This window comes from Kitasatospora sp. NPDC059973, assembly GCF_042737525.1.
Taxonomy (GTDB): domain Bacteria; phylum Actinomycetota; class Actinomycetes; order Streptomycetales; family Streptomycetaceae; genus Kitasatospora.
The window spans coordinates 15422-40112 of the sequence record NZ_JBHWUI010000076.1; the positions used below are offsets into that span (position 1 = coordinate 15422).

At 73.6% G+C, this 24691-nt stretch carries 18 protein-coding genes; 5 read left to right on the top strand and 13 right to left on the bottom strand.

The features are described from left to right. Window positions 1–621, bottom strand: coding sequence for a class I SAM-dependent methyltransferase (locus tag ACFWA9_RS21350; protein WP_352291376.1), 621 nt, complete (start codon window positions 619–621; stop codon window positions 1–3). 211 nt (window positions 622–832) lie between these two features. Here ACFWA9_RS21350 and ACFWA9_RS21355 point away from each other — a divergent pair, with 211 nt between their 5' ends. After that, window positions 833–2035 carry an IS110 family transposase gene (locus ACFWA9_RS21355; RefSeq protein ID WP_380388915.1) on the top strand — a complete coding sequence of 401 codons (1203 nt, stop codon included), beginning with the start codon at window positions 833–835 and terminating at the stop codon, window positions 2033–2035. Between the two features lie 35 nt (window positions 2036–2070). On the opposite strand, the gene ACFWA9_RS21360 is transcribed toward ACFWA9_RS21355, so the two are convergent. The 8 genes from ACFWA9_RS21360 to ACFWA9_RS21395 all read right to left on the bottom strand — a co-directional run bounded on the left by ACFWA9_RS21360 (window position 2071) and on the right by ACFWA9_RS21395 (window position 12732). Next, complete coding sequence (locus ACFWA9_RS21360; protein WP_380388917.1) at window positions 2071–3951, bottom strand: hypothetical protein; 1881 nt, start codon at window positions 3949–3951, stop codon at window positions 2071–2073. Window positions 3952–4066: 115 nt separating this feature from the next. Further along, entirely contained in the window at window positions 4067–5458 is a 1392-nt protein-coding gene (locus ACFWA9_RS21365) for an MFS transporter (protein WP_380388919.1), read from the bottom strand. A gap of 82 nt (window positions 5459–5540) precedes the next feature. Continuing rightward, window positions 5541–6782: an ATP-dependent carboxylate-amine ligase gene (locus ACFWA9_RS21370; RefSeq protein ID WP_352291373.1), complete on the bottom strand. Its 1242-nt coding sequence runs from the start codon at window positions 6780–6782 to the stop codon at window positions 5541–5543. Further along, window positions 6779–7960, bottom strand: coding sequence for a DegT/DnrJ/EryC1/StrS family aminotransferase (locus tag ACFWA9_RS21375; RefSeq protein ID WP_380388921.1), 1182 nt, complete (start codon window positions 7958–7960; stop codon window positions 6779–6781). The genes ACFWA9_RS21370 and ACFWA9_RS21375 overlap by 4 nt, the downstream gene beginning before the upstream one ends. Next, on the bottom strand, window positions 7957–9123 hold the full coding sequence (blsG, locus tag ACFWA9_RS21380) for an arginine 2,3-aminomutase (RefSeq protein WP_380388923.1): 1167 nt from the start codon (window positions 9121–9123) through the stop codon (window positions 7957–7959). The genes ACFWA9_RS21375 and blsG overlap by 4 nt, the downstream gene beginning before the upstream one ends. Before the next feature lie 199 nt (window positions 9124–9322). Beyond that, window positions 9323–10276, bottom strand: a complete 954-nt coding sequence (gene blsF / locus ACFWA9_RS21385) for a CGA synthase-related protein (protein WP_380388925.1) — start codon at window positions 10274–10276, stop codon at window positions 9323–9325. Window positions 10277–10413: 137 nt separating this feature from the next. Then, window positions 10414–11403, bottom strand: coding sequence for a cytosylglucuronate decarboxylase (gene blsE, locus ACFWA9_RS21390; RefSeq protein WP_380388927.1), 990 nt, complete (start codon window positions 11401–11403; stop codon window positions 10414–10416). A 72-nt stretch (window positions 11404–11475) separates the two neighbouring features. Further along, the gene (locus tag ACFWA9_RS21395) at window positions 11476–12732 is read right to left on the bottom strand and encodes a hydroxymethylcytosylglucuronate/cytosylglucuronate synthase (protein ID WP_380388929.1); all 1257 of its coding nucleotides are present in this window, start codon (window positions 12730–12732) and stop codon (window positions 11476–11478) included. A 320-nt stretch (window positions 12733–13052) separates the two neighbouring features. Between ACFWA9_RS21395 and ACFWA9_RS21400 the strand changes: the two genes are divergently transcribed. The 3 genes from ACFWA9_RS21400 to ACFWA9_RS21410 all read left to right on the top strand — a co-directional run bounded on the left by ACFWA9_RS21400 (window position 13053) and on the right by ACFWA9_RS21410 (window position 18543). Then, window positions 13053–14693: an ATP-binding cassette domain-containing protein gene (locus tag ACFWA9_RS21400; RefSeq protein WP_352291368.1), complete on the top strand. Its 1641-nt coding sequence runs from the start codon at window positions 13053–13055 to the stop codon at window positions 14691–14693. Window positions 14694–15257: 564 nt separating this feature from the next. Continuing rightward, the gene (locus ACFWA9_RS21405; protein ID WP_380388931.1) at window positions 15258–17228 is read left to right on the top strand and encodes a glycoside hydrolase family 5 protein; all 1971 of its coding nucleotides are present in this window, start codon (window positions 15258–15260) and stop codon (window positions 17226–17228) included. A 280-nt stretch (window positions 17229–17508) separates the two neighbouring features. Continuing rightward, window positions 17509–18543 (top strand): LacI family DNA-binding transcriptional regulator, encoded by a 1035-nt coding sequence (locus ACFWA9_RS21410; protein ID WP_380388933.1) that lies wholly within the window; start codon window positions 17509–17511, stop codon window positions 18541–18543. A gap of 220 nt (window positions 18544–18763) precedes the next feature. On the opposite strand, the gene ACFWA9_RS21415 is transcribed toward ACFWA9_RS21410, so the two are convergent. Beyond that, complete coding sequence (locus tag ACFWA9_RS21415) at window positions 18764–19567, bottom strand: maleylpyruvate isomerase N-terminal domain-containing protein (protein ID WP_380388935.1); 804 nt, start codon at window positions 19565–19567, stop codon at window positions 18764–18766. A 712-nt stretch (window positions 19568–20279) separates the two neighbouring features. Between ACFWA9_RS21415 and ACFWA9_RS21420 the strand changes: the two genes are divergently transcribed. Continuing rightward, window positions 20280–20948: a cutinase family protein gene (locus ACFWA9_RS21420; protein WP_329486270.1), complete on the top strand. Its 669-nt coding sequence runs from the start codon at window positions 20280–20282 to the stop codon at window positions 20946–20948. An 82-nt stretch (window positions 20949–21030) separates the two neighbouring features. On the opposite strand, the gene ACFWA9_RS21425 is transcribed toward ACFWA9_RS21420, so the two are convergent. From ACFWA9_RS21425 to ACFWA9_RS21435, 3 genes are all read right to left on the bottom strand, one after another. After that, complete coding sequence (locus ACFWA9_RS21425) at window positions 21031–22095, bottom strand: BTAD domain-containing putative transcriptional regulator (RefSeq protein WP_380388937.1); 1065 nt, start codon at window positions 22093–22095, stop codon at window positions 21031–21033. Between the two features lie 142 nt (window positions 22096–22237). Further along, window positions 22238–23644, bottom strand: a complete 1407-nt coding sequence (locus ACFWA9_RS21430) for a serine/threonine-protein kinase (protein WP_380388939.1) — start codon at window positions 23642–23644, stop codon at window positions 22238–22240. Window positions 23645–23655: 11 nt separating this feature from the next. After that, window positions 23656–24423 carry a serine/threonine protein kinase gene (locus ACFWA9_RS21435; RefSeq protein ID WP_359804001.1) on the bottom strand — a complete coding sequence of 256 codons (768 nt, stop codon included), beginning with the start codon at window positions 24421–24423 and terminating at the stop codon, window positions 23656–23658. Window positions 24424–24691: the final 268 nt, after the last annotated feature.

Here is a 24691-nt window from a genome sequence, read left to right on the forward strand (position 1 = left end):
TCAGTCCTTGAGGAAGCACTGGATGAAGGCGTCACCGCTGGTGCCGCCGTGGGTGTACTCGGTGGTGTCGTAGGCGACGAAGGGGTGCCGCTCGACCCGGATCGAGCGGAAGTGCGGCAGGTACTGCCAGCGCAGCTCCGGCTTGGTGCTGAAGAAGGGGATGAACACTCCGCCGGGGCGCAGCACCCGGACGACCTCGGGCATGGTCCTGGCCCACAGCTCGGCGTCGGTCCAGACGTCCATGTCGAGGGCGGGGTCGAAGAACATCCCGTCGATGCTCTCGGACGGCAGCTCGAAGATCCGCTGGAAGAAGTTGCCGCGCTCGATGGTGAGGTTGCCGGGCAGCTCGGGGTGGCGGGCCCGGAAGAGGTCCTCGACCTCGTCGAAGAGCTCCAGCACGGTGTGCCGGCGGGTCGCCGGGTTGCCCGCGATCCGCAGCGCGGACAGGCCGAGGCCCAGCCCCACCTCGTAGAAGTCCTGGCCGTACTCGCAGAGCATGTCCGCGCTGGCCCACATCAGGTCCCGCTCCCAGGCCTGCATGGCCTGCTCGCCACCGATGCTGAGGGTCACCTCGCCGTTCTGCTCGATCAGTTCGATCGCCGGCTTGGTCTGGCTCTCCATGGTTCTCCGTAAGGTGTTAGGCGGCCCGGGAGGGCCGGATGTGGCTTATGGTTCTCTGCCTTCAGTGGCTGCGAAGGAGTGGCCGTCCGGCTCTCCGGGGCGCCCTGGCCGCTGATTGAGATATGCGCGCTTTGTGCGGTCGCTGATTACGGAGACGACGGCGGGGTGTTCCTCGGGCCAACGGGATGTCGGTGGGATCGAGGAGGGGTGAGTGAGCAAGCGAAGTGCCCACGCCTGGACTGGCGTTGACGCCGGCAAGGGCCATCATTGGGCGACCGTGGTCGACGAGGCCGGCGCCACGCTGTGGTCGAAGAAGATCGACAACGACGAGACGGCGATCCTGACCGCGCTCGGCGAGATCCTGGAACTGGCCCACGAGGTTCACTGGGCGGTGGACATCTCCGGAACGTCCTCCGCCTTGCTGCTGGCCCTGCTCGCGGCCCACGGCCAGCAGGCCGTCTACGTGCCCGGACGGACCGTCAACCGCATGTCCGGCGCCTACCGGGGCGAGGCGAAGACCGACGCCCGGGACGCCTACGTCATCGCCGAAACATCCCGCCAGCGCCGGGACTTCACCGCGATCGAGGTACCCGCCCAGCTCGCGGCCGACCTGGCGCTGCTGACCGCTCACCGCTCGGACCTCGTCGCCGACCGCGTGCGAATGATCAACCGGCTCCGCGATGTGCTGACCGGCATCTTCCCGGCCCTGGAGCGGGCCTTCGACTACTCCGCACACAAGGGCGCCCTTGTGCTGCTGACGGGTTACCAGACCCCGGCGGCGATACGCCGCCGCGGTCGGGCCCGGCTTACAGCCTGGCTGGCCAACCGGAGTGTGCGCGGCGCCGACGCGGTGGCCGCCACCGCGCTGGAGGCCGCCGAGGCCCAGCGCACTGTGCTGCCCGGCGAAGACGTCGCCGCCGCGATCGTCGCCGACCTGGCCGCCCAGATCCTGGCCCTGGACGACCGGCTCAAGCGGATCGACAAGCAGATCCGCGACACCTTCCACGCTCACCCGCAGGCCGAGATCATCGAGTCCCTGCCCGGCATGGGGCCGATACTCGGCGCCGAGCTCGTCGTCGCCGCCGGCGACCTGGCGGCCTACGCGGATGCCGGCCACCTCGCCTCGGCGGCCGGGCTGGTGCCCGTCCCATGGGACTCCGGACGCCGCACCGGCAACCTGCACCGGCCCAAACGCTACAGCCGCCGCCTGCGACGGGTCTTCTACATGTCTGCCCAGACCAGCATCATGCGCGACGGGCCGAACCGGGACTTCTACCTGAAGAAGCGCGGCGAGGGCTGCAAGCATGTCCAGGCGATCATCGCCCTGGCCCGTCGGCGGGTCAGCGTCCTGTGGGCTCTCCTGCGGGACAACCGGGTATTCACCCCCGAGCTGCCGGTCGCGCAAGCGGCTTGACTCAGTCATTGAGACTCCTTGGGTTGTGCGGTGGGTCAGGCGCTGCGGGGGACGACCCCGAAGTGGCGCCGGGCCGTCGAGACGGCGAGGTCCTGCACGGCGAACACCGTGAAGTAGTAGGCCTGCGGGGCGGTGTCGGCGGCGAACCGCACACGGAACCCCACCTCCTCGGGCCGGCCGCCGGTCAGCCGGAGCCGGGTGGTGACCGGCTCGACCGTGGTGTCCTCGCGCAGGTAGCTCGGGACGAAGAGGCCGAGGCGGACGGGGCCGCTCCGGGCCGCGGTGACCACGGCCCGGATCTCCAGCACCCCGCCCTGCTCGACCTCGTCGGGGGCGTGGGCGAGCAGCGCGGGGGAGTCCGGGAGCCGGAAGGTGACGTCGCCGCAGCGCATGCAGACGGCGCAGGTGGTGTCCAGGATGTGCGGGAGCAGGCCGCGCCGGGTGAACTCCTGGGCGGGGCGGCCGCAGTGGCAGGTGACCTCGCGCACCTGCGGGTCCAGGCTGCTGCGGTCACCGAAGTGCGCGGGGTAGTTCATCAGTTCGTGCTCGGGGTTGGCCGCGACCTGTTCGGTGATCACGTGGTCGAGGGACTGCAGGTCGGCCGTCAGCGAGCCGTGGACCTGCTCGGGCGACTGGTCGGCGAGATGGGTCGGCCGCGCCACCCAGAGGTCGACCTTCCGGGCGAGCCTGGTCAGCCGGGGCCGCAGCGGGTGGTTGTGCGGCAGCAGTTCCGAGCCGAGGTAGGCGGTGAGCCGGGCGCCCACGGTGAGCAGCAGCTGGTCGGGGCGGTGGTCCGCCGGGGCGGGCGGCGGCGGGGAGTCCTCCGGCGCCGCCGGCAGCCCGAAGCGCATGAACGCCGGGTACGGGTGCGAGCCGGCCAGGCTGGCGTTGAGGGTGTCGACGGAGTCCGCGCCGACCAGGGCGCCGTGCATCCAGGCGACGTTCTCCGGCCGGTCGGAGTCGTGCACCGACACGGCCGAGACCACCGTGCGGGCCGGGCCGTCGAGCGCGTTCAGCAGCAGCTGGTACTTGGGGTCGTACAGCGCGAGGTCCGCGAGCGGGCCGCTGTTGCACGCGCTGAGCACCAGCTCCACGGCCTCCACCCGGTTGAGCGGGACGAGCTTGTCCTCGGGCTTGTAGCAGGGCAGTCCGTAGGCGCAGCGCGGGCCGAGCAGCCCGGGCACGGCCGCGGCCGTGCCGTTGAGGCCGCAGATGGTGAACTCGCCGAGGTTGACGCTGTCGTCCTTGCCGTGCCCCTGGAAGGCCACCCGCCGCCACCGGGTGCCGAGGATCCGGGCCTGGATGTCCTCGCGCTCGAAGTCGCGGTCGTCGAAGACCTGGACCCCGGGCAGCCGGGGCGGCCGGTCGGTGTCGGTGAACAGGCCCAGCGCGTCGACGTCGAGGGCCGGTTCGGCGTACTGCTTGGCGATGTTCCAGCCGACCGAGGCGTCGTCCCGGCCGCTCAGCAGCGTCAGCCCGTGCCGCCGGCCGCGGTAGGTGTCCAGCAGCAGGTCCCGGACGGGGTCGAGGGTGAGCCGGTCGTAGCGGCCGACGAGCAGCAGCGAACCGCTGTGCCGCGCCCGGAACGACGCGACGTCCGCCAACTCCTCCTCGGCCACCCATGTCCGGGCGAGCGGTCGGGCCAGCTCGGCGAGCCCCTCGGGCAGCTCGGCCGCGCCGAGGACGATCCCGAAGTCGAGCGGGTGCGGCTGCCGCCGGCCGCCGTACAGCCGGCCGGCGAGCTCGACGCTCTGCGCCAGGTCGGCGCGGTCGTCGGTGGGCACCGGCACCGGCAGGAGCTGCGGGGAGTCCAGGAACTCCCGCACGGCCCGCGGTAACTGGTGCCGGGTGACGGTGCGGAACAGGGCGGCCGGACCGGGCAGGTCGGGCCGTTGGTCGGCGGGGGCGGCGTTCATGGTGGACCACCTCTGGGGCGTGGGAAGGACGGATGGGACGGCGGGTGCGACGGGCCGGCGGACCGGCGGACCGCTGCGCGGGCGGCCGGGGGGCCGCGGCCGGCGGGTCCGGCGGTCATACCGCGCACTCCACCATCGGCGCCGCCCGCCGGGTCAGCAACCCCCGGCAGGCGAAGGCCAGTGCGGCGGCCGCCAGGGCGGTGCCGGTCGCCACGGCGAACACCGCGCGCGGCCCGAGCGGGTCCATCAGCAGCCCGCCGGCCTGCTGGCCCAGCGCGTCACCGAGAACGGTGGCGAGCGAGGCCCAGGTGAACGCCTCGGCCAGGGACCGGCCGTCGGCGATTGTGCTCACCAGGGTCATCTCGGTGGCGGAGACCAGCGCGATGGGTGCGCTCCCCACGGCCAGCGCCAGCGCGAGGCCGAGCTGGGAACCGGCGAGCAGGGTCAGACCCGTCCCGAGGGCGTAGGCCAGCAGTAGCCGGGGGAAGCGCGTCTGCGGCGCCACCTCGGACTGCGAGCGGCCGAGCCAGAGGGCGCCCACGGCGCTGCCGACCCCCCAGCACGCGTAGACCACGCCGGCGCCGCCGGGAGCCCCGTGCCGGTCGACGAAGGCCGGGATGGCCAGGGTCAGCAGGCCGATGGGCACCGCGGACAGGGCCATCACGGCGGTCAGCGCCAGCAGCGCCGGCTCCCGCAGGGGGCCCAGCAGCCGGCGCGGGTCACTCCGGTCGGCGGGTCCCCCGGCAGCCGGGGACCGGGACCGGTCGGTGTCATGGTGGGCCGTGCCGGCGCCGTCGGCACGGGTGCCGGCGGCGCCGGGGCCTTGGGTACCGGGTGCTTCGGGGCCGCGGCCTCCGGTGACCGCGGCTTCGGTGACCGCGGCTTTGGTGACGGCGGCTTCGGTACCGGCCGGCAGCCGGGTGTGCGCGAGCCCCAGCGTGCCGAGGCCGCCGATCACCGCGACCGTGGTGAGCGCCAGGCCCGCGGAGCCGACCAGCATCAGCGCCGCCAGCATCAGTGGCGCGCTGATCACCAGCACCTCGGTCAGCAGGGCCTCCCAGAGGTAGGCCGTCTCGCGTTCCTCCTCCCGCAGCGGCAGCCGCGCCCAGAGCGAGCGCATGCAGGCGTTCGCCGGCGGCAGCACCGCCCCGGCGACGACCGCCGCGGCGGGCTGGGCCCAGCCACCGGGGTGGGTGAACCACACCAGCACGGTGAGCGCCGCCGGGTAGGCGAGGGCGGTCGCGGTCAGCACCGCCGCCCGTCCGCGCCGGTCGAGGTGGCGGGCGATCAGCGGACTGCCGAGCGCCATCCCCAGCGTGTACAGCGCGGCCACCAGGCCGGCCTGGGCGTAGCCGCCGCCCTGCTCACGGACCGTCAGGACGAGGGCCAGCGACATCAGGTAGACCGGCAGCCTGGAGACCACGCTCCACCAGGCCGGCCCGGCCACCAGGGGTCGGGTGAGCAGGTCGAGGAAGCGACGGGGCAGGCCGCCGGGGGGGAGGGTCACGCGGTCGGTCTCCGTTCAACAACCGTACGGGGCGGCGGAGTCGGGCGCCGGGCCGCTGCGCGGGCGGCCGGCCCGGCGGGGGTCAGCTGGGGACGGCATCGGCCTCCCGGGCCGGTACCACCTCGATGGTGAACCGGTCGAGCACCTCGCGCATCCGGGTCTCCACCTCCGCGACCGACCCTCCCACGACATGGGCGTACCCCGAGGCGTTGTGCGAGGCCCGGCGGGCCGCCACCCGGTCACCGGCACCGACCTTGAGGACGGCGTCGACCACCCCGGGCAGGCCCAGGAGCTCCTCCCGGGAGGTGATCCGCCGGATCGTCCCGGACCCGGGCAGCGGCAGCAGCAGGTCGCCCGCGCAGCGGCGCTCGCGGTAGTCGAGCTCCGGCCGGCGGCCGAGGTAGACCGCCAGCGTCGCGCCGAACACGTCGAAGCCGTACGCGTGCCCGTGGTTGGCGGGGATCTCGCAGCCCGCCAACCGGACACCGATCTCGCCCGCGTACACCTCGCCGTCGATCAGGAAGAACTCCATGTGGGCGTACCCGTGGTCGATGCCCATCCCGGTGATGACGCGCTGGACCAGCGCCCGCACGTCGACCGCCGGCCCGTCGCCGGTGCCGACGCTGATGTTGGCGTTCATCGCGCCGTCGACGATGTCCAGCGGGCGGCAGGGCATCGCGCTCGGCCAGGCGTCCAGCACCTCGCCGCCGAGCACGATCGCGCACACCTCCCACTCGGTGCCGCCGAGGTGCTCCTCCACCATCCAGCGCCGGGCGCCGAGGTCGATCCCGGCGAGGTCGCCCGGCCCGGCCAGCCGGTAGGTGTCCACGCAGGCGAACGAGTCCACCGGTTTGAGCACCACCGGCCAGCCGTGCCGGTCGGCGAAGCGCCCGATCTCGGCGCCCGACCGTACCCGGGCGAACTCCGCCGTCCGCAGGCCGAGTTGCCGGAAGCGCTCCTTCATGACGGCCTTGTCCCGGACCAGGGTCACCTGCTGCTCCGTCAGGTGCGGGAGGCCGGCGAGCGCCGCGAACCGCTGGGCCACCGCCTGCCGGGGCTCCGACGGGTTGCAGAACCGCGTGGGCGGTACCGGCAGCCCCGCCGCCCACTGCCGGTACCGCTGCGCCTCCTGGGCCGGCGCCGCGCCCTCGCGCACCCAGAAGGCCGGCAGGTGCGCGGTTTCGAGGAGGTAGTCCTCCGAGAGGTCCTGGCGCGTCTCGGCGAACCGCAGCAGGACCAGCCGGTCGGCCAGTTCCCGGGCGGCGTAGCGGGTGAAGGAGGACGGCCGGTCGTCCACCATCAGCAGCACCTCGGTGTCGTTCACACCGACTCCAGCACCTGGCGGACGGCCTTGGCCGCGAGGGCCTGCTCCTCCTCGGGCAGTTCCGGGGAGAGCGGTACGCACAGCGTGCGGTCCAGGACGTCCCTGGTCCGGGCGAAGCCGTCGTGGCTGAGGGCCAGGGGGGCGTCGGGGGCGTGGTTCCACGGGAAGCCGTCGCGGTAGAGCGAACGGCGGCCGGTGAGCACCGGGTGGTCGGGCAGCAGGTACTTCCCGAGCGTCCAGTTGGCGATGCCGGCGGCGCTGAGCGCCGCCACCGCGGCGTCCCGCAACTCCCGGCTCTCGCAGCGGAACCGCAGACTGACCTTGACGTCGCCGGCGGCCCGCGGCCGGACCTCCAGGTCGGGCCGGTCGGGCAGCTCGCCCATCGCGATGGCGTACATCCGCTCCAGCCCCGCGAGCAGCTCGTCGAGGTGCCGGAACTGCTGGCACTGGACGGCCGCGACCTGCTCGCTGGTCACGAAGTTCTCACCGAAGTGGGCGTCCTGGTTCCAGGTCGGGTAGTGGCCCGGCACCCGGGCCGAGCCGTGGTCGTGGTAGCAGCGCATGGTCGACCAGGCGCCCTCGTCGTTGGTGACGAGCAGGCCGCCCTCGCCCGAGGTGAGGACCTTGTTGTGGTGGAAGCTGAACGTCCCGGCGTATCCCGCCGTGCCGACCTGCCGGCCGTCGGGGAAGCGGGCGCCGAGCGACTGCGCGCAGTCCTCGACGAGGTACGGCACCCCGGCCGGCAGCGGGGCGACGGTGCCCTCCATGTGGGCGACGATCACCCGCTGCGCGTCGGGCGGCACCAGCGTCGGGTCCATCGAGAGCGAGTCGTCGGCGTCGACGAGTACCGGGATCAGGCCGCAGGACAGCACCGCGCCGGCCACCGCGACGAAGGTGACCGCGGGGATGTACACGAGGTCCCCGACGGCGGGGCGGGTGGAGATCAGCGCGAGCCGCAGCGCCTCCGTGCAGTTGTGGACGGCCAGCGCGTGGCCCGCCCCCAGCCGCTCGGCCGCCGTCCGCTCCAGCCGGGAGGCCATGCTCTCGGTCTCGGTCTGGTAGCGGAAGAGGACCTGGTGCTCGATCACCTTCCGCAGCTCCGACATGTCGGACCAGTCGAGGTAGTTCGCGCCGTAGGGCAGGAAGCGCTGCCCGAGCCGCTTGTCGAGTGAGCTCATGCGGTGTCCGACTCCGTGAGCGGCTGCGCGGAACCGTCGACGACCATCTCCTGGCCTCGGTGGTTGCGGAGCAGCAGGCCTTCGGGGATCTGGGTGTAGGAGGGCGGCGGGATGGGGATCTTGCCGATCTTCGTGGTGAGGACGTACTGGGGGACGCCGAACCCGGTGATGTGGCCCTGCAGGCCGGCCATGATCTCCCAGCCCTTCTCGACGGACGTCATGAAGTGCGAGACCCCGGTGACGTTGTCGCAGTGGTACAGGTAGTACGGCCGGACCCGGATCCGCAGCAGCTCGGTCATCAGCGTGCGCATGGTGGCGACGTCGTCGTTGATCCCGCGCAGCAGCACCGTCTGGTTCCCGACCGGGATCCCGTGCCGCAGCAGACGGTCGACGGCCGCCGCGGCCTCCGGGGTGATCTCCTTCGGGTGGTTGAAGTGGGTGTTCAGCCAGACCGGGTGGTACTTGGCGAGCATCGCGCAGAGGTCGTCGGTGATCCGCTGGGGCAGCAGCACGGGGAACCGGCTGCCGATCCGGATGATCTCCACGCTGGGGATCGCCCGCAGACCGGCGATGATCTCTTCCAGCTTGCCGTCCTGGTAGGAGAGCGGGTCGCCGCCGGTCAGCAGGACGTCCCGGATCTCGGGGTGGTCGGCGATGTAGCGGAGGTCCTCGTCGTAGGAACCGCCCTCGTCGTCGCGGAAGTAGGTGCCGTCGACGTCGGTCGTGTGGAACTTGCGGGTGCAGTGGCGGCAGTAGACCGGGCACGCCTCGGTGATCAGCATGATCACCCGGTCCGGGTACTTGTGCACCACCCGGTTGGTCTTGCGGTAGAAGGTGTCACCGACCGGGTCCACCTCGGCGCCGGGGAACTCCATCAGCTCGCCGAGCGCGGGCACCGCCTGCTGCCGGACCGGGCAGCTGGGATCGTCCGGGTCCATCAGCGAGGCGTAGTACGGGGTGACGCTCCAGCGGTACTTGCCCGCCACCCCGGCGATGGCCTTCTCCTCGTCGGGGCTCGGGTTGATCCACTGACGGGCCTTGTCGAGGGTGGTGATGCGCCGACGCATGTGCCAGCGCCAGTCGTCCCAGTCGCTCTCCGGGACCCTGGGACGGATCAGTTCGGGGCGGGTGACAGCCGTGGGTTCGCGAAGGGTGTCGGACATGGCGGCTCCAGTACGACGCGGTCGACGGGTGTGAGGGTGGTGCTGAGGGTGCTGAGGGTGCTGAGGGTGCTGAGGGTGGGGCTGTGGAGGTGGCCGGGACGGGTGGGGCCGGACCGGCGGGCGGACGGGGTGCTGTGGGGATCAGGACGGGGCCGGGGCCCGGGTGGGGTCCGGGGCGCGGATCGGGGCGGGCGGCGGCTCACAGCGGAGCCAGCGCGAGTTGGCGCAGCGTGCGGGCGACCCGCTGGGCGCCGCGCAGGTCGTCCAGGGCCGGGTCGAGCAGGTGCCACGGGCCCGCGGCGGGTGCGCCGCCGGCGCCGGACTGCGCCCACAGGCCCGGATCCGCGGGATCCTCGGCCGAGGGCAGGGGCAGGACGCCGACGAGCTGCTCGGCCAGAGCGCGCTGGGCGGGTCCGAGCGCCGGTAGCAGGGCCAGCGGTGCCCGCCGCGCCTGGGCGAGGGCGAGCGCCCCGAGCACCGGGGAGGCCAGGAACACGGCGGCCTCGGCGTGCAGCGCGTCCGGGTCGGTCTCGGCGGCCCGGCCCAGCCGCAGGCCCGGCCGCCCGGTGAGGCCGCCCAGTGCGGATCGCAGCAGGTCGAGCCCGGTGTCGGCGACCACGGTGCAGCTCCCGGTGCGGTGCAGCGCGGCCGCCACCAGGGCGGGGAGTGCCGCCCCGGCGAAGGCCTCCGCCTCGGCGGCGGGGACGCGCCAGAGCGAGAGCAGCAGCAGGGTGCCCGAGCGGGACCGGCTCCGGCCGGTGCGCTGCGGCGCGAGCACTCCGGTGGGCCGGACGCCCCGGCCGGCGGGCCCGGCCGCCGGCAGCCACCCGGGCCGGTGGACCCGCCCCAGGGCGCGCTCCGGCGGCGCGTCGGCCGCCGGGCTGTCGGCGGCCGGGGTGCCGGCCGGCAGGCGCTCGGTCGGCAGGCGCTCGGGCGGCACCCCGGCGGCCGGGTGGCCCGAGATCAGGTGCACCACCGGCACGCCCAGGCCCAGCAGGTGCTCCGTCCTCGCCACGTCGTCGCAGACCAGTGCGGTGACCGGCGGCGGATCGACGTCCTCGGCGCCGACCGGACGGAGGTCGCCGAGGTGGGCGGCCACCCGCCGCAGGGCGAGCGTCGAGTCCAGCTGGTCCGGCCGGGCGCTCAGCAGCACACGGGGGCCGTGCGGCGAGCCCTGGGCCGCCGCCGAATCCGGGCCGTCGGGCGCACGCCGGGTGGGCGTGGCCGGGTCGGTGCCGGGGTCCAGGGGACCCGGTCGGTCGGGTGCGGCCGGAGCCTGCCGACCGGAGCTCAGTAGTGCCACGGGCCCACCGCCCCCAGCCGCGCCACGTCGTCGCTGTATCCGGCGGCGGTGGTGGAGCACCCGTTGCACACCGCGGGACCGCGTTCGCGGAACCAGTCGGCGTGGGCCCGGAAGACCGGGGTGTCCAGCTGGATCACCCCCTGCTCCCGCAGCGGGGCGCCACCCGGCCCGTCGTCGCCCTCCCGGTGCGGGATGCAGCTGCACGCGTACATCCGCCCGTACTTGCCGTCGACGTAGATGACGTCGTCCGCGACGTGGCAGAGCGGTTCGGCCGCGCGCGGGGTGACGGAGTCGGCGAAGTACCGCTCCTGCTCCTGCGGGGTGTCGCCGTAGAAGCGCTTGCCCATCGGGACGAGCAGCGCGGCCGGATCGGCGTCGTAGACCGGATCGCAGACGCTTCGGACGTGGTCGGCGTCGGGGTAGGTGATGCTGCGGTCGAGCTTGAGGGCGGACAGCTCCCACTGGCGCACCCCCGCCCCGGTCAGGACCTCCTGCAGTGCGGGCATCTCGGTGTAGTTGTGCGGCCCGACGACGGTGTTGACCCGGGGCAGCACGCCGAGTTCCGCGGCGGCGCGCAGACCGGCGAGCCCGCTGTCGAACATCCCGGGCGAGCGCCGGTAGACGTCGTGGGTGGCGCCCGAGGAGCCGTCCAGGCTGACGATCACCTGCGCCAGGCCGGCCGCGGCCAGCGGGGCGGCCATCCGGGGCAGCAGCGACCCGTTGGTGATGAGGGACATCCTCATCCCGGCGGCGGCGCCCGAGCGGACCAGCTCCACCACGTGCGGGTGCATCAGCGGCTCGCCGCCGGTGAACCGGACGTAGCCCACGCCGGCCGCCCGGGCCTTGGGCAGGAGGTCGTCGAAGTCCTCGCGGGAGAAGCGGAAGGTGTCGCGGGAGAGTGCGAACTCGCACATGAAGCAGTCGGCGTTGCAGGCTTCCAGGATCCGGATGAAGAGGTAGCGATCACGTGCACGCACGGAGGGGGGACCTTCCAGACGACTCACGGGACAGGCGGGGCGGGTGACGGGCGGTGCGCCCGGGACGGGCGGTCAGACGGGCCGGTCCGGTGCGGCCAGGACGCCGAGCAGGGCGTCGGCCACCTGGACCGCTCCGCCGGTGCCGACCGCGGTGGTGAGCGCGCCCCAGTCGTCGACCGCGGTGGACCGGCGCAGCGCCGCCAGGACGCCGTCGCGCAGGGCGTGGCGGACGGCCGGGCGGTCGGCGCCGAGCGCGGCCCGCCCGATCGAGTCGTAGATCAGCTCCAGCGCGTGGTCCTCGCCCTCGGAGCGCAGCGCCAGCGCCTCCTCCTCGACGAGCACGTCCTTGGGCCAGAGCACCCGCAACGGGGCCCCGAGCGCCTGGCCGTGGTAGCGGCCGTTGAAGATCTGGCTGAGGTTCTGCGGCGGCAGGCAGACGGTGGGGACGCGCAGGCCGCCCGCCTCCAGCAGGGTGGTCAGCCCGGGCGAGGTCAGCAGGACGTCACTGTCGGCCAGCCGTTCCAGGAAGGCGCCGTGGCCGAGCGGGCCGGTGGTCGTCCGGGGCGGGGCGACCGACTCGTCGACCAGCCGGCCCGCCAGCTCGGCGGGTAGGTTGCCGGCGATGTGCACCTCCTCGACCCCGTGGGCGGCGAGGGCCTCCAGGGCGGCGGGGACGACCAGGCGCGGGTAGTGCTCCGGATCGCCGAGCGTCGGCGCGCGCAGCCCGCCCAGGCTGACCAGCGCCCTCCGGTACGGGCGGCGGGGGCCGGCGCGGCGGTGGCCGGTCGCCGGATCCGGGCCGCGGGGCGCGGCGATGACCGCCTCGACCCAGCGCAGCGCCCGGGCGTCGGCCAGCACGTCCAGGCACTCGGGCGGCAGCTCGACGCTCTTCTGCGCGCAGTACACCGTGGCGTCCAGCGGCAGCGCGGCCCGGTCGCCCTCGGACCAGAGGAAGGGCAGGCTGTCGACGAACACCGTGGGCACCCCGGCCGCCAGCAGGGCCGTCGCGGCGGCGCCGTCCAGTACGACCACGGCGGCCCGCACCCCCTGGGACCGCACGAACTCCTCGACGGCCGGGGCCAGTCGCCCGGGATCGGCGGGCAGGTCGTGCCAGGCGTCCACCGCGTGCTCGGCGAGCAGCGGGCGGCCCAGCCCCGAGGCCAGCCCGACGAACCGCAGGGGAGGGGTGGGCCGGTCCCGCAGGGCGGAGAGCACGGCACTGAGCTTCCCCGAGCTGCCCCAGCCGAATTCCGCGCCGACGAGTGCGACGGTGGCCGGACCGGACCGCGAGCTGTGGTGGTCGGAGTGCGAAGCGAGATCGGACGGCATGGGATATCTCTCGCCTTCCTGGCAGGGCCGGCAGGGTCGGAATCGGAAGGAGCGCGGCGGCGCGGACGAACACGGGGAACGCCGGAGGGAGATCACACCCGCCTTGCGGTTCCGCTTCCTTCGGGTACAACCGTTCCGCAGATCACGGAATGGCACAAGGGCTTTATCCAGCATTCCGACTTGCGAGTGAATTACGCGATCGAGCGACTAACGATGATCCGATGAACGGGAGTTGATGATTCACCAGGGCGGCCGAGCCCGCTCCGGAGCGGCACCGAAAATGGATCGCCCACCGAGTGACCGGCCGCTACAATCCGCGCATGGGCTACCTCGAAGCCGCCAGTCTCGGTCATGTTCTCGCCGACGGTCGCGAGCTCTTCCACGACGTCTCGTTCCGGGTACCGGCAGGCGAAACCGTCGCGCTCATCGGCGACAACGGCGCGGGCAAGACCACCCTGCTGCGCATACTCGCGGGAGAGATCCCCGCGCAGCGGGGGTCGTTCCGCAGCCAGGGCGCGGTCGCGGTGATGCCGCAGTTCATCGGCAGCCTGCGCGACGACCGGACGGTCCGGGACCTCCTGCTCACCGTCGCGCCACCGCCGCTGCGGGCATCGGCCGCCGCCCTCGACGCGGCCGAGCTCGCGATGATGGAGGCCGACGACGAGCCCACCCAACTCCGCTACGCGCAGGCGCTGGTGGACTGGGGCGAGGCCGGGGGCTACGACTACGAGGTGCTCTGGGACACCGTGACGGTCGCCGCGCTCGGCACGCCCTTCCAGGTGGCCCAGTACCGCGAGGTGGCGACGCTGTCCGGCGGCGAGCAGAAGCGGCTCGTCCTGGAGGCGCTGCTCCGCGGCCCGGCCGAACTGCTGCTGCTGGACGAGCCGGACAACTACCTCGACGTGCCCGGCAAGCGCTGGCTGGAGGAGCAGCTCGCCCAGACCCGGCAGGGCGTGCTGCTGATCACCCACGACCGGGAGGTGCTGAGCCGCACGGCCGGCCAGGTGGTCACCCTGGAGGGCGGCACGGCCTGGACGCACGGCGGCGGGTTCGCCACCTGGGCCGAGGCCCGCGAGGCCCGCTGGCAGCGCGCGGCCGAGGTGCGGCAGCGCTGGAGCGAGAAGCACGAGCAGCTCAAGGAGCTGGTCCGGACGCTGCGTCAGCAGTCCTCGATCAGCGACGAGATGGCCTCGCGCTACCACGCCGCGCAGACCAGGCTGGCGAAGTTCGAGGAGGCCGGGCCGCCGCCCGCGCCGCCGCGCCGCCAGCGGGTCGCGCCGGACCTGCGCGGCGGCCGGACGGGCGTCCGGGCGATCACCTGCCAGGGGCTCGAACTCAGCGGCCTGATGAGGCCGTTCGACCTGGAGGTGTTCTTCGGGGACCGGGTCTGCGTGCTCGGGTCGAACGGGTCCGGGAAGAGCCACTTCCTGCGCCTGCTGGACGAGGCCGGCGGGGAGGCGGCCGGTACGGTGGCGCACACCGGCGAGTGCCGGCTGGGCGCACGGGTGCGGCCCGGGCTGTTCGCCCAGACGCATCGGCACCCGGAGTGGGCCGGCCGGACGCCGGCCGAGATCCTGGGCGCCGGCGAGGGCGACCGCCCCGGGCTGGACCTGGAGCGCGCGATGTCGGCCCTGAGCCGGTACGGGCTGGCGGGCGCGGGCCGGCAGAACTTCGAGACCCTGTCGGGCGGCCAGCAGGCGCGGTTCCAGATCCTGCTGCTGGAGCTGGCCGGGGCGACGCTGCTGCTGCTGGACGAGCCGACCGACAACCTCGACCTCATCTCGGCCGAGGCGCTGGAGGAGGCCCTGGCGGCGTTCACCGGGACGGTGGTGGCGGTCACCCACGACCGCTGGTTCGCCCGGGTGTTCAGCCGCTTCCTGGTCTTCCGGGCGGACGGCCGGGTGGTCGAGGCCGACGAACCGGTCTGGGACGAGGGGCGGGTCAGCCGCGTCCGGAGCTGACCCCGACCGGCCCGCGGCGGCCGCGCCCGGCGCCGCGACCCATCGCACCCGGCCGACCGGAAGGCCGACGGGACGGTCGATGGAAAGACCGATGGGAAGCCCGTCCCGCCGTCCGTGTCCGGCAGGTTGATCTCCGTACGCCGAAATTCGAGCGGACCCGGGCGGCACGTCACCGGCCGAAGGGCGGGGCGTGGTGCGGCGCCCCGGCCCCGGGACGGGAACGGGGGGTCCCGGGGGGAGAAGGCGGCCAGAGAGTAGGGCGCGAGTGGCTGAAAATCAATACTAGGCAAAGTTATTTCATTACGAGTACGGTGCCGCCGTGTTTCCGACCGGGCCACCGGGGCCCGAACACCCGCACCGAGCCGCCGGTGCCCGTCCCCGCCGGTGCCCGTCACCGCCGGCCGTGCACGGCGGAAACCGGGCCACGTCGGACGACGAGCCGTACTCCCCATCGCCACCACCAGCCGCGCCCCGACACCGGACCGCCCTGCGGTCCGGCCGCAGCAATCCACGGTCGCACCACTCCGGGACGCCACCGTCCCCCACCCCTGGAGGGAAAGCACCATGAGATCCAGCAGCACGACTCCTGCTGTCCGGCGATCGGTCACCCGCTTCCTGCCCGCCGCGGTCGCCGCGGCGGCACTCGTCCTCGCGGGCGTGCCCGGCGTCACCGCGGTGCCGGTCGCCGCCGCGGCCGACTCCGCGGTCAGCGCCCCGGTGCTGACGGGCCGACAGCTCGCCGCGTCCTGGACGGGCCCGCTGAGCACCCAGGGCCGGTACGTCGTCGACGCCAAGGGAGACCGCTTCAAGCTGAAGTCGGCCAACTGGGCCGGCGCCCAGGGCACCTGGGAGGGCAGCGGGGACGTCGACGACCCGGCGAACAACCAGGCGGGGCAGGTGTCGCACAACATCCCGCTCGGTCTGGACCGGGTGCCGATGGCCCAGCTGATGTCGGACTTCCACGGCCTGGGCATCAACAGCGTCCGGCTGCCGTTCGCCAACGCGATGGTCCACGACACCACGACGGTGCCCGACGCGGCGGTCACCGCCAACCCGCAGCTCAGGGGCAAGACCCCGCTGCAGGTCTACGACGCCGTGGTAGCCGCGCTCACGGCCGACGGCTTCGCGGTCGTCCTCAACAACCACACCACCAGCTACCGCTTCTGCTGCTCCCTGGACGGCAACGAGCGGTGGAACAGCGGTCAGTCCACCCAGCAGTGGGTCGACGACTGGGTGTTCCTGGTGAACCGCTACAAGGCGAACAAGCGGGTGGTCGGCGCCGACCTGCGCAACGAGGTCCGTCGCGACACCTGGGACGACCCCAACTGGGGCACGGGGGACAGCCACGACCTCTACAAGGCGTTCGAGGAGGCCGGTAACGCGATCCTCGAGGCCGACCCGGACATGCTGATCGTCATGGAGGGCATCAACTGGCAGGGCATCCCCCAGGGCATGTTCAGCCACGGCCGTCCGATGCTCACCCCGGTCGGCCATCTGTCGAACACCCTGGTCCGGTCGGGCAAGCTGGTCTACGCCGCGCACTTCTACGGCTACACCGGGCCCAACCACACCGGTGCGAGCGGTGGTTGGCAGAACGGGGAGACCAACGACCCCCGGTACCAGGACCTCAGCCCCGAGGAGCTCGTCAAGGTCGTCGGCGATCAGGCGCTGTTCGTCACCGAGGCCGGTCAGCACTTCACCGCCCCGGTGTGGATCAGCGAGTTCGGCGCCGCCGGCCGCGGATCCGACAACGCCAAGGAGAAGGACTGGTTCGACCGGTTCACCGACATCCTGGCGAGCCACGACACCGACTTCGCCATGTGGCCGCTGGTCGGCTGGACCGACGCCAACGGCAGGCCGAACGACAACTGGGCGCTGATCTCCTACGACGCCAAGGGCAAGCGCTCCGGCCTCCAGGACGGCGGCGACTGGCGGGTCGACGACTGGAACAAGATCGTCAACGCGCAGGGCAGGACCGGCCAGGTCGACAAGGTCGACCACTGGAACATGCTCAGCCTCTCGGGCGGTGACCAGAACCTCTCGATCACCATGCGCGCCAAGGGCGACTGGTCGTACGGAAACTACAAGGCCGCCTGCCCGGACGGCGAGCGCCTGATCGCCCTCGGGCGCGGCAACAGCAGCGGTCTGTGCACCGACGCCGACGAGCCCGCCGCCGGCAGCGGCGGCTGGACCGTCGTCAACAGCGAGAAGTACGTGACCAGTGACTGGGCCTGGGGCTACAACAAGATCCAGTGCCCGGACGACACCTTCGCCGCCGGCTACAGTGCCAACGGCTCGATCGTCGCCCTGGTCTGCCGGCCCTCCGCCGCGCCGCTGCCGACCGGCGGCCGCACCATCTGGTTCGACCACGGCGACAACCGGCCCGCCACCGGCGGCTCGGTGCGGAGCGACTGGGCGCCGGGCTCCTACAAGGGCCAGTGCGAGGACGACGAGTACATCGCCGGCGTCGCGATGACCTGGAAGTGGAACGAGCACGGCGTCCCCGACGCGCTGCTCTGCCGCCCGCTGAAGTGATCCGTCCGTCGGCCCCGCGCCGGGGCTGATCGGCTTCATCGACGCTCGGGACCTCCGTCCCCCGGAACCTCCGTGCCCCCCGGCCCGGAGACCTCCGGGGGCGCGGAGGTCCTGCCGTTTCCCGACCTCTCCGCCGTCGCCGAGGGCCCGCGCCCCCGGCCGTGGCCGGATCCGGAGGTGCGGGACGGACCCGGTTGCCCACCCATCGGCAAGGTTATCTACCCTGGTGGACTTACTGTCCAGCTGGTAGCACCCAGGTCCAGGAAGAGGCGGTCTCGTCATGCCAGTCGGAGCGGAGCGCGTCAGGCCGGAACCCTCCGGGCGACCGACCATGAAGGACGTGGCGGCCGTCGCGGGCGTGGCGCTGAAGACGGTGTCACGCGTGGTGAACGGTGAGCCGGGCGTGAGCAAGGAGACCGAGGCCAAGGTCCGCGCGGCGATCGAGCAGCTCCGCTTCCGCCGTCACGACGGTGCCCGGATGCTGCGGCAGGGCAGCTGGACGCGGTGCATCGGCCTGATCCTGGAGGACCTCGCCGACCCGTTCTACGCACAGCTCGGCCGGGCGGTCGAGGAGATCGCCCGCGCGCACGACTCGCTGCTGCTGACCGCCTCCTCCGTCGAGGACCCGGTTCGGGAGGAGGAGCTGGCCCTGGAGTTCTGCGAGCGCCGGGTCGACGGGCTGATCATCGTGCCGACCTCGGCCGACCACGGCTACCTGGCCGGCGAGCTCGCCGCGGGTACGGCGGTGGTCTGCGTCGACCGCCCCGCCGCGGGACTGTCGGTGGACACCGTCCTGGCCGACAACCGGGGTGGTGTGGCGGACGGGGTCGGTCACCTGATCCGCCAGGGGCACCGCCGGATCGGCTACCTCGGTGACGCCCCCGGCATCTACACCGCCGCCGAGCGGCTGGCCGGCTACCGCGAGGCGATGGCGGACGCGGGGTGCGGGACGGGGGAGCACTGGGTGGCGATGGGCCGGCCCGATCCGCTGGGCGTCCGCTTCGCCCTCGACCGGATGCTGGCCGGCCCCGAGCCGGTGACCGCGCTGATGTGCGGCAACAACCGGGCGACCGTCGCCGTCCTGCGCGACCTGGCCACCCGCGGGACGCACCCGGCGCTGGTCGGCTTCGACGACTTCGAGCTCGCCGACATGCTCCCCGTGCCGGTGACGGTGGTCGCGCAGGACCCGACCGCGATGGGGCGGATGGCGGCCGACCTGCTCTTCCGGCGGATGGACGGCGAGCGGGCGCAGCCCCAGCGGCTCCAGATCCCGACCCGTCTGATCCAGCGCGGCTCCGGAGAGCTGCCCCGCTGACGCCCTCGCGCGGTGCCCGGGTTCCGGCGCCGGACCCGCAGCCGGCGTGGTGTGGGACGGTCTCCTCGCCTCTCGATTCCGCCATCGGCTGACATCGTTGTCATCAGTTGCCCGGAAGGGTACGCAGGGTGGAACGGTGCCCCTGTTCACGGCTGTGCTCCTCGAGGAGGACGATGTCGACTGAGCCTCCGGGGCGTGCGGGGTGGCGCGCCGTCACGTCCTACTCGCCCGGGTCCCAGGCGCTGAGCTGCTCGAAGACGCGCCGGTCGCCGTCGAGCTCCAGGGAGTCGATCGGGATGCGGTTGTGCAGGATGAGGACCAGCTCGTTGGCCGTGCCCCGGGCCGAGAGGGAGGCGGGAGCCGCGTCCGGTTCCTGGCCGGCAGCGGTGGCCGGCAGGGTGCCGGGCTCGGGGAGGCGGACGGTCCGTGCGCCGTCGGCAGAGAGCGAGAGGCGCCAGGAGCGACCCTCGGAGGCATGGAAGTCGATGGCAGCGGGCTTGTGGGGCCAGGCACCTGTCGTGGCGACGCAGGTGGACAGGAACTCCTCGACGCCGTCGAGCGCCACCTCGACCGGCAGCGGCTGCGGCGTACCGACGGTGATCTGGGCGTCGTACGTGTGCACCGCCATCTGCTGGAGCTGGTGCCGGGCTACGGCACCGGTGGTGTGCGGCGACTGCAGCGTCTCCCACCACGACCAGCAACCGCGATCCGGGCCGGCCTCCCGCAACGCGTCCACCAGCTGCTCCGTGGACTCCGACAGCCAGGCCAGCAGGGCCTCGCGCTCCCGAGGCGCGGCCGACGCGCCCTCCGCCGCGGACTTGGCCGGAGCGGGCCCTGCGGCGACGGTGGCGGCCCAGTCGCGGCGCCCCTCGCCGATGTGCTGTGCCAGATCGAACAGCGTCCACTCGGGGCAGGTCGGTACCTGTGCGTCGAGACTGGGCGCGGAGGCGATCGCGGCGCGGAAGGCGGTCGATCGTTCGCCGATCAGTCGCAGCAGAGCAGGGAACTCGAGTGTCATGGCCACCCCGAATCTCTATCATCGCGCTCCGATGATCCGACAGTGATTATTCACAGCGCCATCACGGGCGGACCTGCGCCACCGCGGCGAACCGACGGCGGACGTCGCGGACGGGAGACGGCAGGTCAACCGGGGGCGGCCCGCAGATTGCCCATCAGCAGGCCGAGGGCGAACGCGAAGCGGTCCTGTCCGGTGCCGGAGACCAGCTCGGCGGCATGGCGTTGCGATGTGCGCGTACAGCGACGACTGACCGGCGCCGAGCACGGCGGCGACCCGGCGGATGGTCAGCGCGTCGTCGGCGAGATGGGAGCGCGGGTGCAGCTTCTTCGGCGCCACGTCCCGGCCGAGCATCTCGTCCTCGGTCCGCCAGGCCGTCCCCATGCCGTCGGCCCGATGTGTTCGGCCGACCGCTACCGCCCGCCGACCCAGCCGACCCCGGTCCGACACGACGCGTACCTCCGCTCGCCCCGCCTGCGGGGAGGGAACTCTCGACAACGTAGGACTTCACCCCGGTCGGCGGAGCGGACGCAGGTGCGGAATGCCGCTGCGGACACCCCGGCACCGGTCCGTGCCGCCGCTTCGCGTGCCGTGGCCGACCGGTGGCCGGGGGCGTCATCGGGATGTCATCGGTCGCTGCCACGGTGGTCCGGTGACCTGGGCCGACCGCGGACCGCACCGGAGTGCGGACGCGTCGGCGCCAACTGCGTAGGAGGATCGAATGCGAGCACGAAGGATCGCGGCCGCGTCGGCCGGAATCCTGCTGACCGTCGGGCTCACGGCGGCACAGGGCGCCACGGCACAGGCGGCCACCACGCGGGTGACCGCCCCGTGCGAGGGCACCTACACGATCGTTGTCGGGGGCACCGGCAGCTCGTGGAACAACGACGGGTTCTACGGCAACATCCAGCAGCACGTCGGGTATCCCACCCAGATCCCCAACGGTGCGAGCGCCCGGGCGGGCGTCAACGAGCTGAACCGGCTGGTCCGCGACCAGCGCGCCGCGTGTCCGGGCCAGCACGTCAAGATGGCCGGGTACTCGCTGGGAGCCGGCGTGGTGCACACCTGGGTGAGCGAGAACTGGAACACGTTCGACAACGTCAACGCCATCCTCGTCGCCGACCCCAAGCGCCAGGGCCCGCCCGGTGCCAACGGCGGCGCCGTGCCCTTCGGCGGCCTGATCGGCCCGCCGCTCGCCGGTGCCGACCGGAACTTCGGCAACGTGCCCGTCAAGACGATCTGCCACTGGGACTACGTCTGCGACGAGTCCGCCGGCATCTGGACCTACCCGAACAACCACGTCAAGAACTACCCCGAAGACTTCAACATGGACCACCACAACGACAGCGCCAGCGAGCAGTGGTACAACGGCGCCTGGTACCCCTGGTAGCCGAGGGGCGCTCGCGCGGGCCCTCCGTCGGCCCCCGGTGGCCGGGACTCCCCGGCCACCGGGGGCCGACGGCCCACCGGGCTCAGCGCCCGGTGAGGCCGAGACCGGCCTCGTCCCCGCGCAGGACCATCTGGAACGTCCGGCGCAGCATCCGGCTCGGCGGCACCCCCAGGTCGCCGGCCAGCCGGCGGCGGGCGCGGTCGAACACGGCCAGGGCGTCGGCCTGCCGGCCGCTCCCGTACAGCGCGCGCATCAGCATCGCGGCCACCAGCTCGTTCAGGGGGTGCTCCGCGGACAGCGCGAACAGCTCGGCGATCGCCTCGCAGTGCCGGCCCAGCCGCAGCTGCCACTCCAACTTCCGCTGCGCGACGGCGATCCTGCGCTCGGTGAGGCGCAGCCGCTCCAGTTCGGCGAGCGGGCCCGGCAGGCCGGCCAGCAGCTCCCCGCGGAACAGGTCCAGCGCCTGGGAGCAGAGCCGGACCGCCTCGGCAGGGTCACCCGCCCGATGGGCCGTCCCGGCCTCGGTGACCAGGCCCTCCATCCGCGCCAGGTCCACCTCGGCGGCGCCGGGGGCGAGGCGGTAGCCGCACCGGTCGTGCTCGATCACCGCGTCCGGGCCGCCCCCGACGCGCAGGGTCTTGCGCAACCGGTAGACGTGGACCGGCACCACGTTCGAGAACGGCGGCTCCGACCCCCATACGCCGTCGAGCAGCTCCTGCTGACTGACCGTCCGCCCGCCGCGCAGCGCCAGCGCCGCCAGGACGGCCTGCTGGCGCAGGTGCCCCAGGTCCAGGGACCGCCCGTCGTACCGGGCCCGCAGCGGCCCCAGCACGGAGATCTGCACCTTCGCTCCGGCCGCCCGGCCGGCGGAGCTCCGCGGCACCGGGCCCGCCACCGGCGGGCGGGGGCCGCGGCCCGGGGCGACCAGTCCGCAGTCGAAGGCGTGGACGATGGCGGCGGCCCGGTCGCGCAGCCCGAGCTTCCCGAGGATCCGCGCGATGCGCCCGGCCACGGCTGCCTCCGAGACGGCCAGGGCGGCGGCGATCTCGTCGTCCCGCAGGCCGCAGCCGACCGCGTGGAGCACCTCGCGCTCCTCGTGCCCGAGGGCGGCGGCGCTCGGCCGGCGGGTGGTGGCGGTGGTCGGCATCGCTGCTCCCTGGACGCTGGGCCGGCCGGACTGGCGGACGCCGTCGAAACGGTAGAAGGAGCGGCGCCGGCCGGGAATCCGGAACGATCCGGGGTGCTGCCCCCGGCGGATCGGCGGATCGGCGGATCGGCGGAACGGCGGGTCAGGGGCAGGGGAGGAGCGCGGGGCGGTCCCTGGTGCGGACGGCCGGGAGCCAGCCGGTGGTGGGTCCGGGGAGGCGGATGCGGTACCAGAGCGTGGAGGTGCGGTCCTCCTCGTCGATGACGGGGAGCCCGGTGGGGAGCTGGCAGTCGACGTCGAGGACGTCGTCGTGCCAGACACGGGTGGGGAGGACGTTCTCGGCGGTGTAGGGGTGCCGGGGGTCGACGGCCAGGCCCAGGCTGCACTGGGGGTCGCGGTCGGTGCGGTCCTGGCAGCCGCGTTCGGCGTTGAAGACCCGGATCTGGGACGGGTGCGCGGCCGGCCGCGGGTGCGGCCAGAGGGCGGCGGCGGTGACGGCGGCCGTGGCGCAGGTGGCGAGGGCGAGCAGGGCGGTGCGCGGTCGTGGGCGGCGCGGACGGCGGCCGGACCGGTGGGCGCGGACGCGGGCGAGCAGGCTCTCGGCGGTGTGCGGGGCACGGGCGGCGTGGGTGGGGGCGAGGCAGTCGGCAGCGAGAGCGCGCCAGAACGGCGGGACGGCGGGGGACAGGCGCAGCGGGGCGCGGCCCTCGGCGTACTGCTGGGCGGCGGCGCTGCGGGTGGTCGCCGTCGCGCCGGGGAAGGGCGGGACCCCGGCGGCGAACACCTCGTGGATCACCACGCCGAGCGCCCAGATGTCGGCCGTGGTGCGGATCTTGACGCCGCGTTCGCCGAGTGGTTCCTTCCAGCGTTCCGGTGGGAGGTAGTCGGGGGTGCCCATGGGGGCCGAGTGGCCGTGGGTGCCGGTGAGTTCGATGGCGAGGCCGAAGTCGGAGAGGCGGACCTCGCCGTCCCGGCCGATCAGGACGTTCTCGGGTTTGAGGTCCATGTGGACCCAGCCGGAGCGGTGCAGATGGGCCAGGCCCTCGCAGACGCCGGCGACGATCCCGGCGCCCCGGGCCTCGTCGACGCCGGTGGCGAGCAGGTCGCGCAGGGTGCCCCGGGCGCGTTCCATGACCAGGACGATCGCGCCGTCGAGCGCCGGGTGGCCGGGGGCGGCCAGGGTGAGGGTGTCGAGCAGCCGGATCAGCCGGGGGTGCGGGGCGGTCCGGGCCAACTCGGCCTCCCGGCGGGCGGCTTCGGCGACCTGGCGGGCCTGGCGGGGGGCGAGCCCGGCGACCGGCAGCACCTTGAGGGCGACCGTGTCGTCGGCGTCGGCGTCGGCGTCGGTACCGGTACCGGTGCCGGTACCGGTGCCGATGTCGGTGTCGTCGGAGCCGGGCGGGCCGGCCGGGTCCCCGGTGCGGCGGGCGGCGTAGACGGTCGCCCAGCCGCCCTCGCCGATGACTCCGGTGACGGTCCAGTCGCCGACCCGGTGGCCGGGCGGCAGCAGTTCCCCGTCGTCTCCGCCGAAGGCCTGGTCGCGCACCACGGCGCCCCTCCCTAGCGTGCCGGCTCGGCGGTCTCGGGGCGCGGCAGGAGCCCGAGGTGCTCCTCGCGAACGATGCCGAACTTCAGGGCGACGCCGACGACGGCCTCGCGCTTGCCGCTGCGGCGGTCCGAGCGGTCGGTGTCGTCGGGCAGGTCGACGCGGAGCTTCTCGTCGGCGAGGTAGTCCAGGTGCGAGCTGACCGCGCGGGCGGTGAGCCGGGCGCAGGCCGGGTGGCCGCGCAGCCGGGCGACCACCTGGGGGGTGGTGGGCACGGCCGCGGGGGAGCGGTCGCGCAGCCACGGTTCGCAGAGCGCGACCAGCACCAGGAAGTAGGTGGCGGTCTCGTCCAGCGAGTACGCCGTCATGGTGCGGCTCTCCCAGGAGCCGCCGCCGCGGGCGTGCGGGTCCAGGTAGACGTGGTCGGGCGCGAACACCTGGAAGGACAGCGGGGTCTCACGCCGCGAGGGCAGCACCACCCGGGCGAACTCGAACGGGATCGGTGCGCCGATCCGCCGCGGCGGCACCCGCAGATACTCGCCGGCGCCCTCCGGGTTCTCCACCAGGTAGGCGTGGGTGCTGCTGAGGTTGCTCAACTGCCAGTGGTCGTCGGTCGCGTGGATCTCACCGGCGAGCCGGGAGACCGTCTCGTCGCCGAGCCGGAGCTCCACCGGCGTGCCGGCGGAGCCGCGGCCGAAGCGCGCCCGCTCTCCCGGACCGAGCCGCAGGGTCACCGCGTCGTCGCCGTTCCCCGCCGGCAGGTGGACGAGAATCCCGCTCACCGTTCCCCCGTTTCGCATGCCGACCATTGCCAGACGGACGAACGTTACCTCCTTGCGCATGACAATAAACCGTATGGTGGCGCAGGCCACGTGACGGAGCGTCGGGGAGTAGCGGGGCGGGATCGGCTGGCCGGGGGGTGGGTGGTCGTCGAGGGGGCGGACGGCTCGCGGGCGGGAGCGCTCGCGCTCCCGCCCGCGGCACCTGTCCCCTCAGGTGACGGCGGGGCCGGGGGTGGTGTTCAGCCAGGTCCATTCGGACCAGGTGGCC

Excerpts from the sequence above, each read along its gene's own strand:
- ACFWA9_RS21395 (WP_380388929.1), bottom strand. The coding sequence starts at position 12,732 with ATGCCGTCCGATCTCGCTTCGCACTCCGACCACCACAGCTCGCGGTCC.
- blsG (WP_380388923.1), bottom strand. The coding sequence starts at position 9,123 with ATGTCCGACACCCTTCGCGAACCCACGGCTGTCACCCGCCCCGAACTG.
- ACFWA9_RS21350 (WP_352291376.1), bottom strand. The coding sequence starts at position 621 with ATGGAGAGCCAGACCAAGCCGGCGATCGAACTGATCGAGCAGAACGGC.
- ACFWA9_RS21420 (WP_329486270.1), top strand. The coding sequence starts at position 20,280 with ATGCGAGCACGAAGGATCGCGGCCGCGTCGGCCGGAATCCTGCTGACC.
- ACFWA9_RS21360 (WP_380388917.1), bottom strand. The coding sequence starts at position 3,951 with ATGAACGCCGCCCCCGCCGACCAACGGCCCGACCTGCCCGGTCCGGCC.
- ACFWA9_RS21425 (WP_380388937.1), bottom strand. The coding sequence starts at position 22,095 with ATGCCGACCACCGCCACCACCCGCCGGCCGAGCGCCGCCGCCCTCGGG.
- ACFWA9_RS21375 (WP_380388921.1), bottom strand. The coding sequence starts at position 7,960 with ATGAGCTCACTCGACAAGCGGCTCGGGCAGCGCTTCCTGCCCTACGGC.
- ACFWA9_RS21405 (WP_380388931.1), top strand. The coding sequence starts at position 15,258 with ATGAGATCCAGCAGCACGACTCCTGCTGTCCGGCGATCGGTCACCCGC.
- ACFWA9_RS21410 (WP_380388933.1), top strand. The coding sequence starts at position 17,509 with ATGCCAGTCGGAGCGGAGCGCGTCAGGCCGGAACCCTCCGGGCGACCG.
- ACFWA9_RS21400 (WP_352291368.1), top strand. The coding sequence starts at position 13,053 with ATGGGCTACCTCGAAGCCGCCAGTCTCGGTCATGTTCTCGCCGACGGT.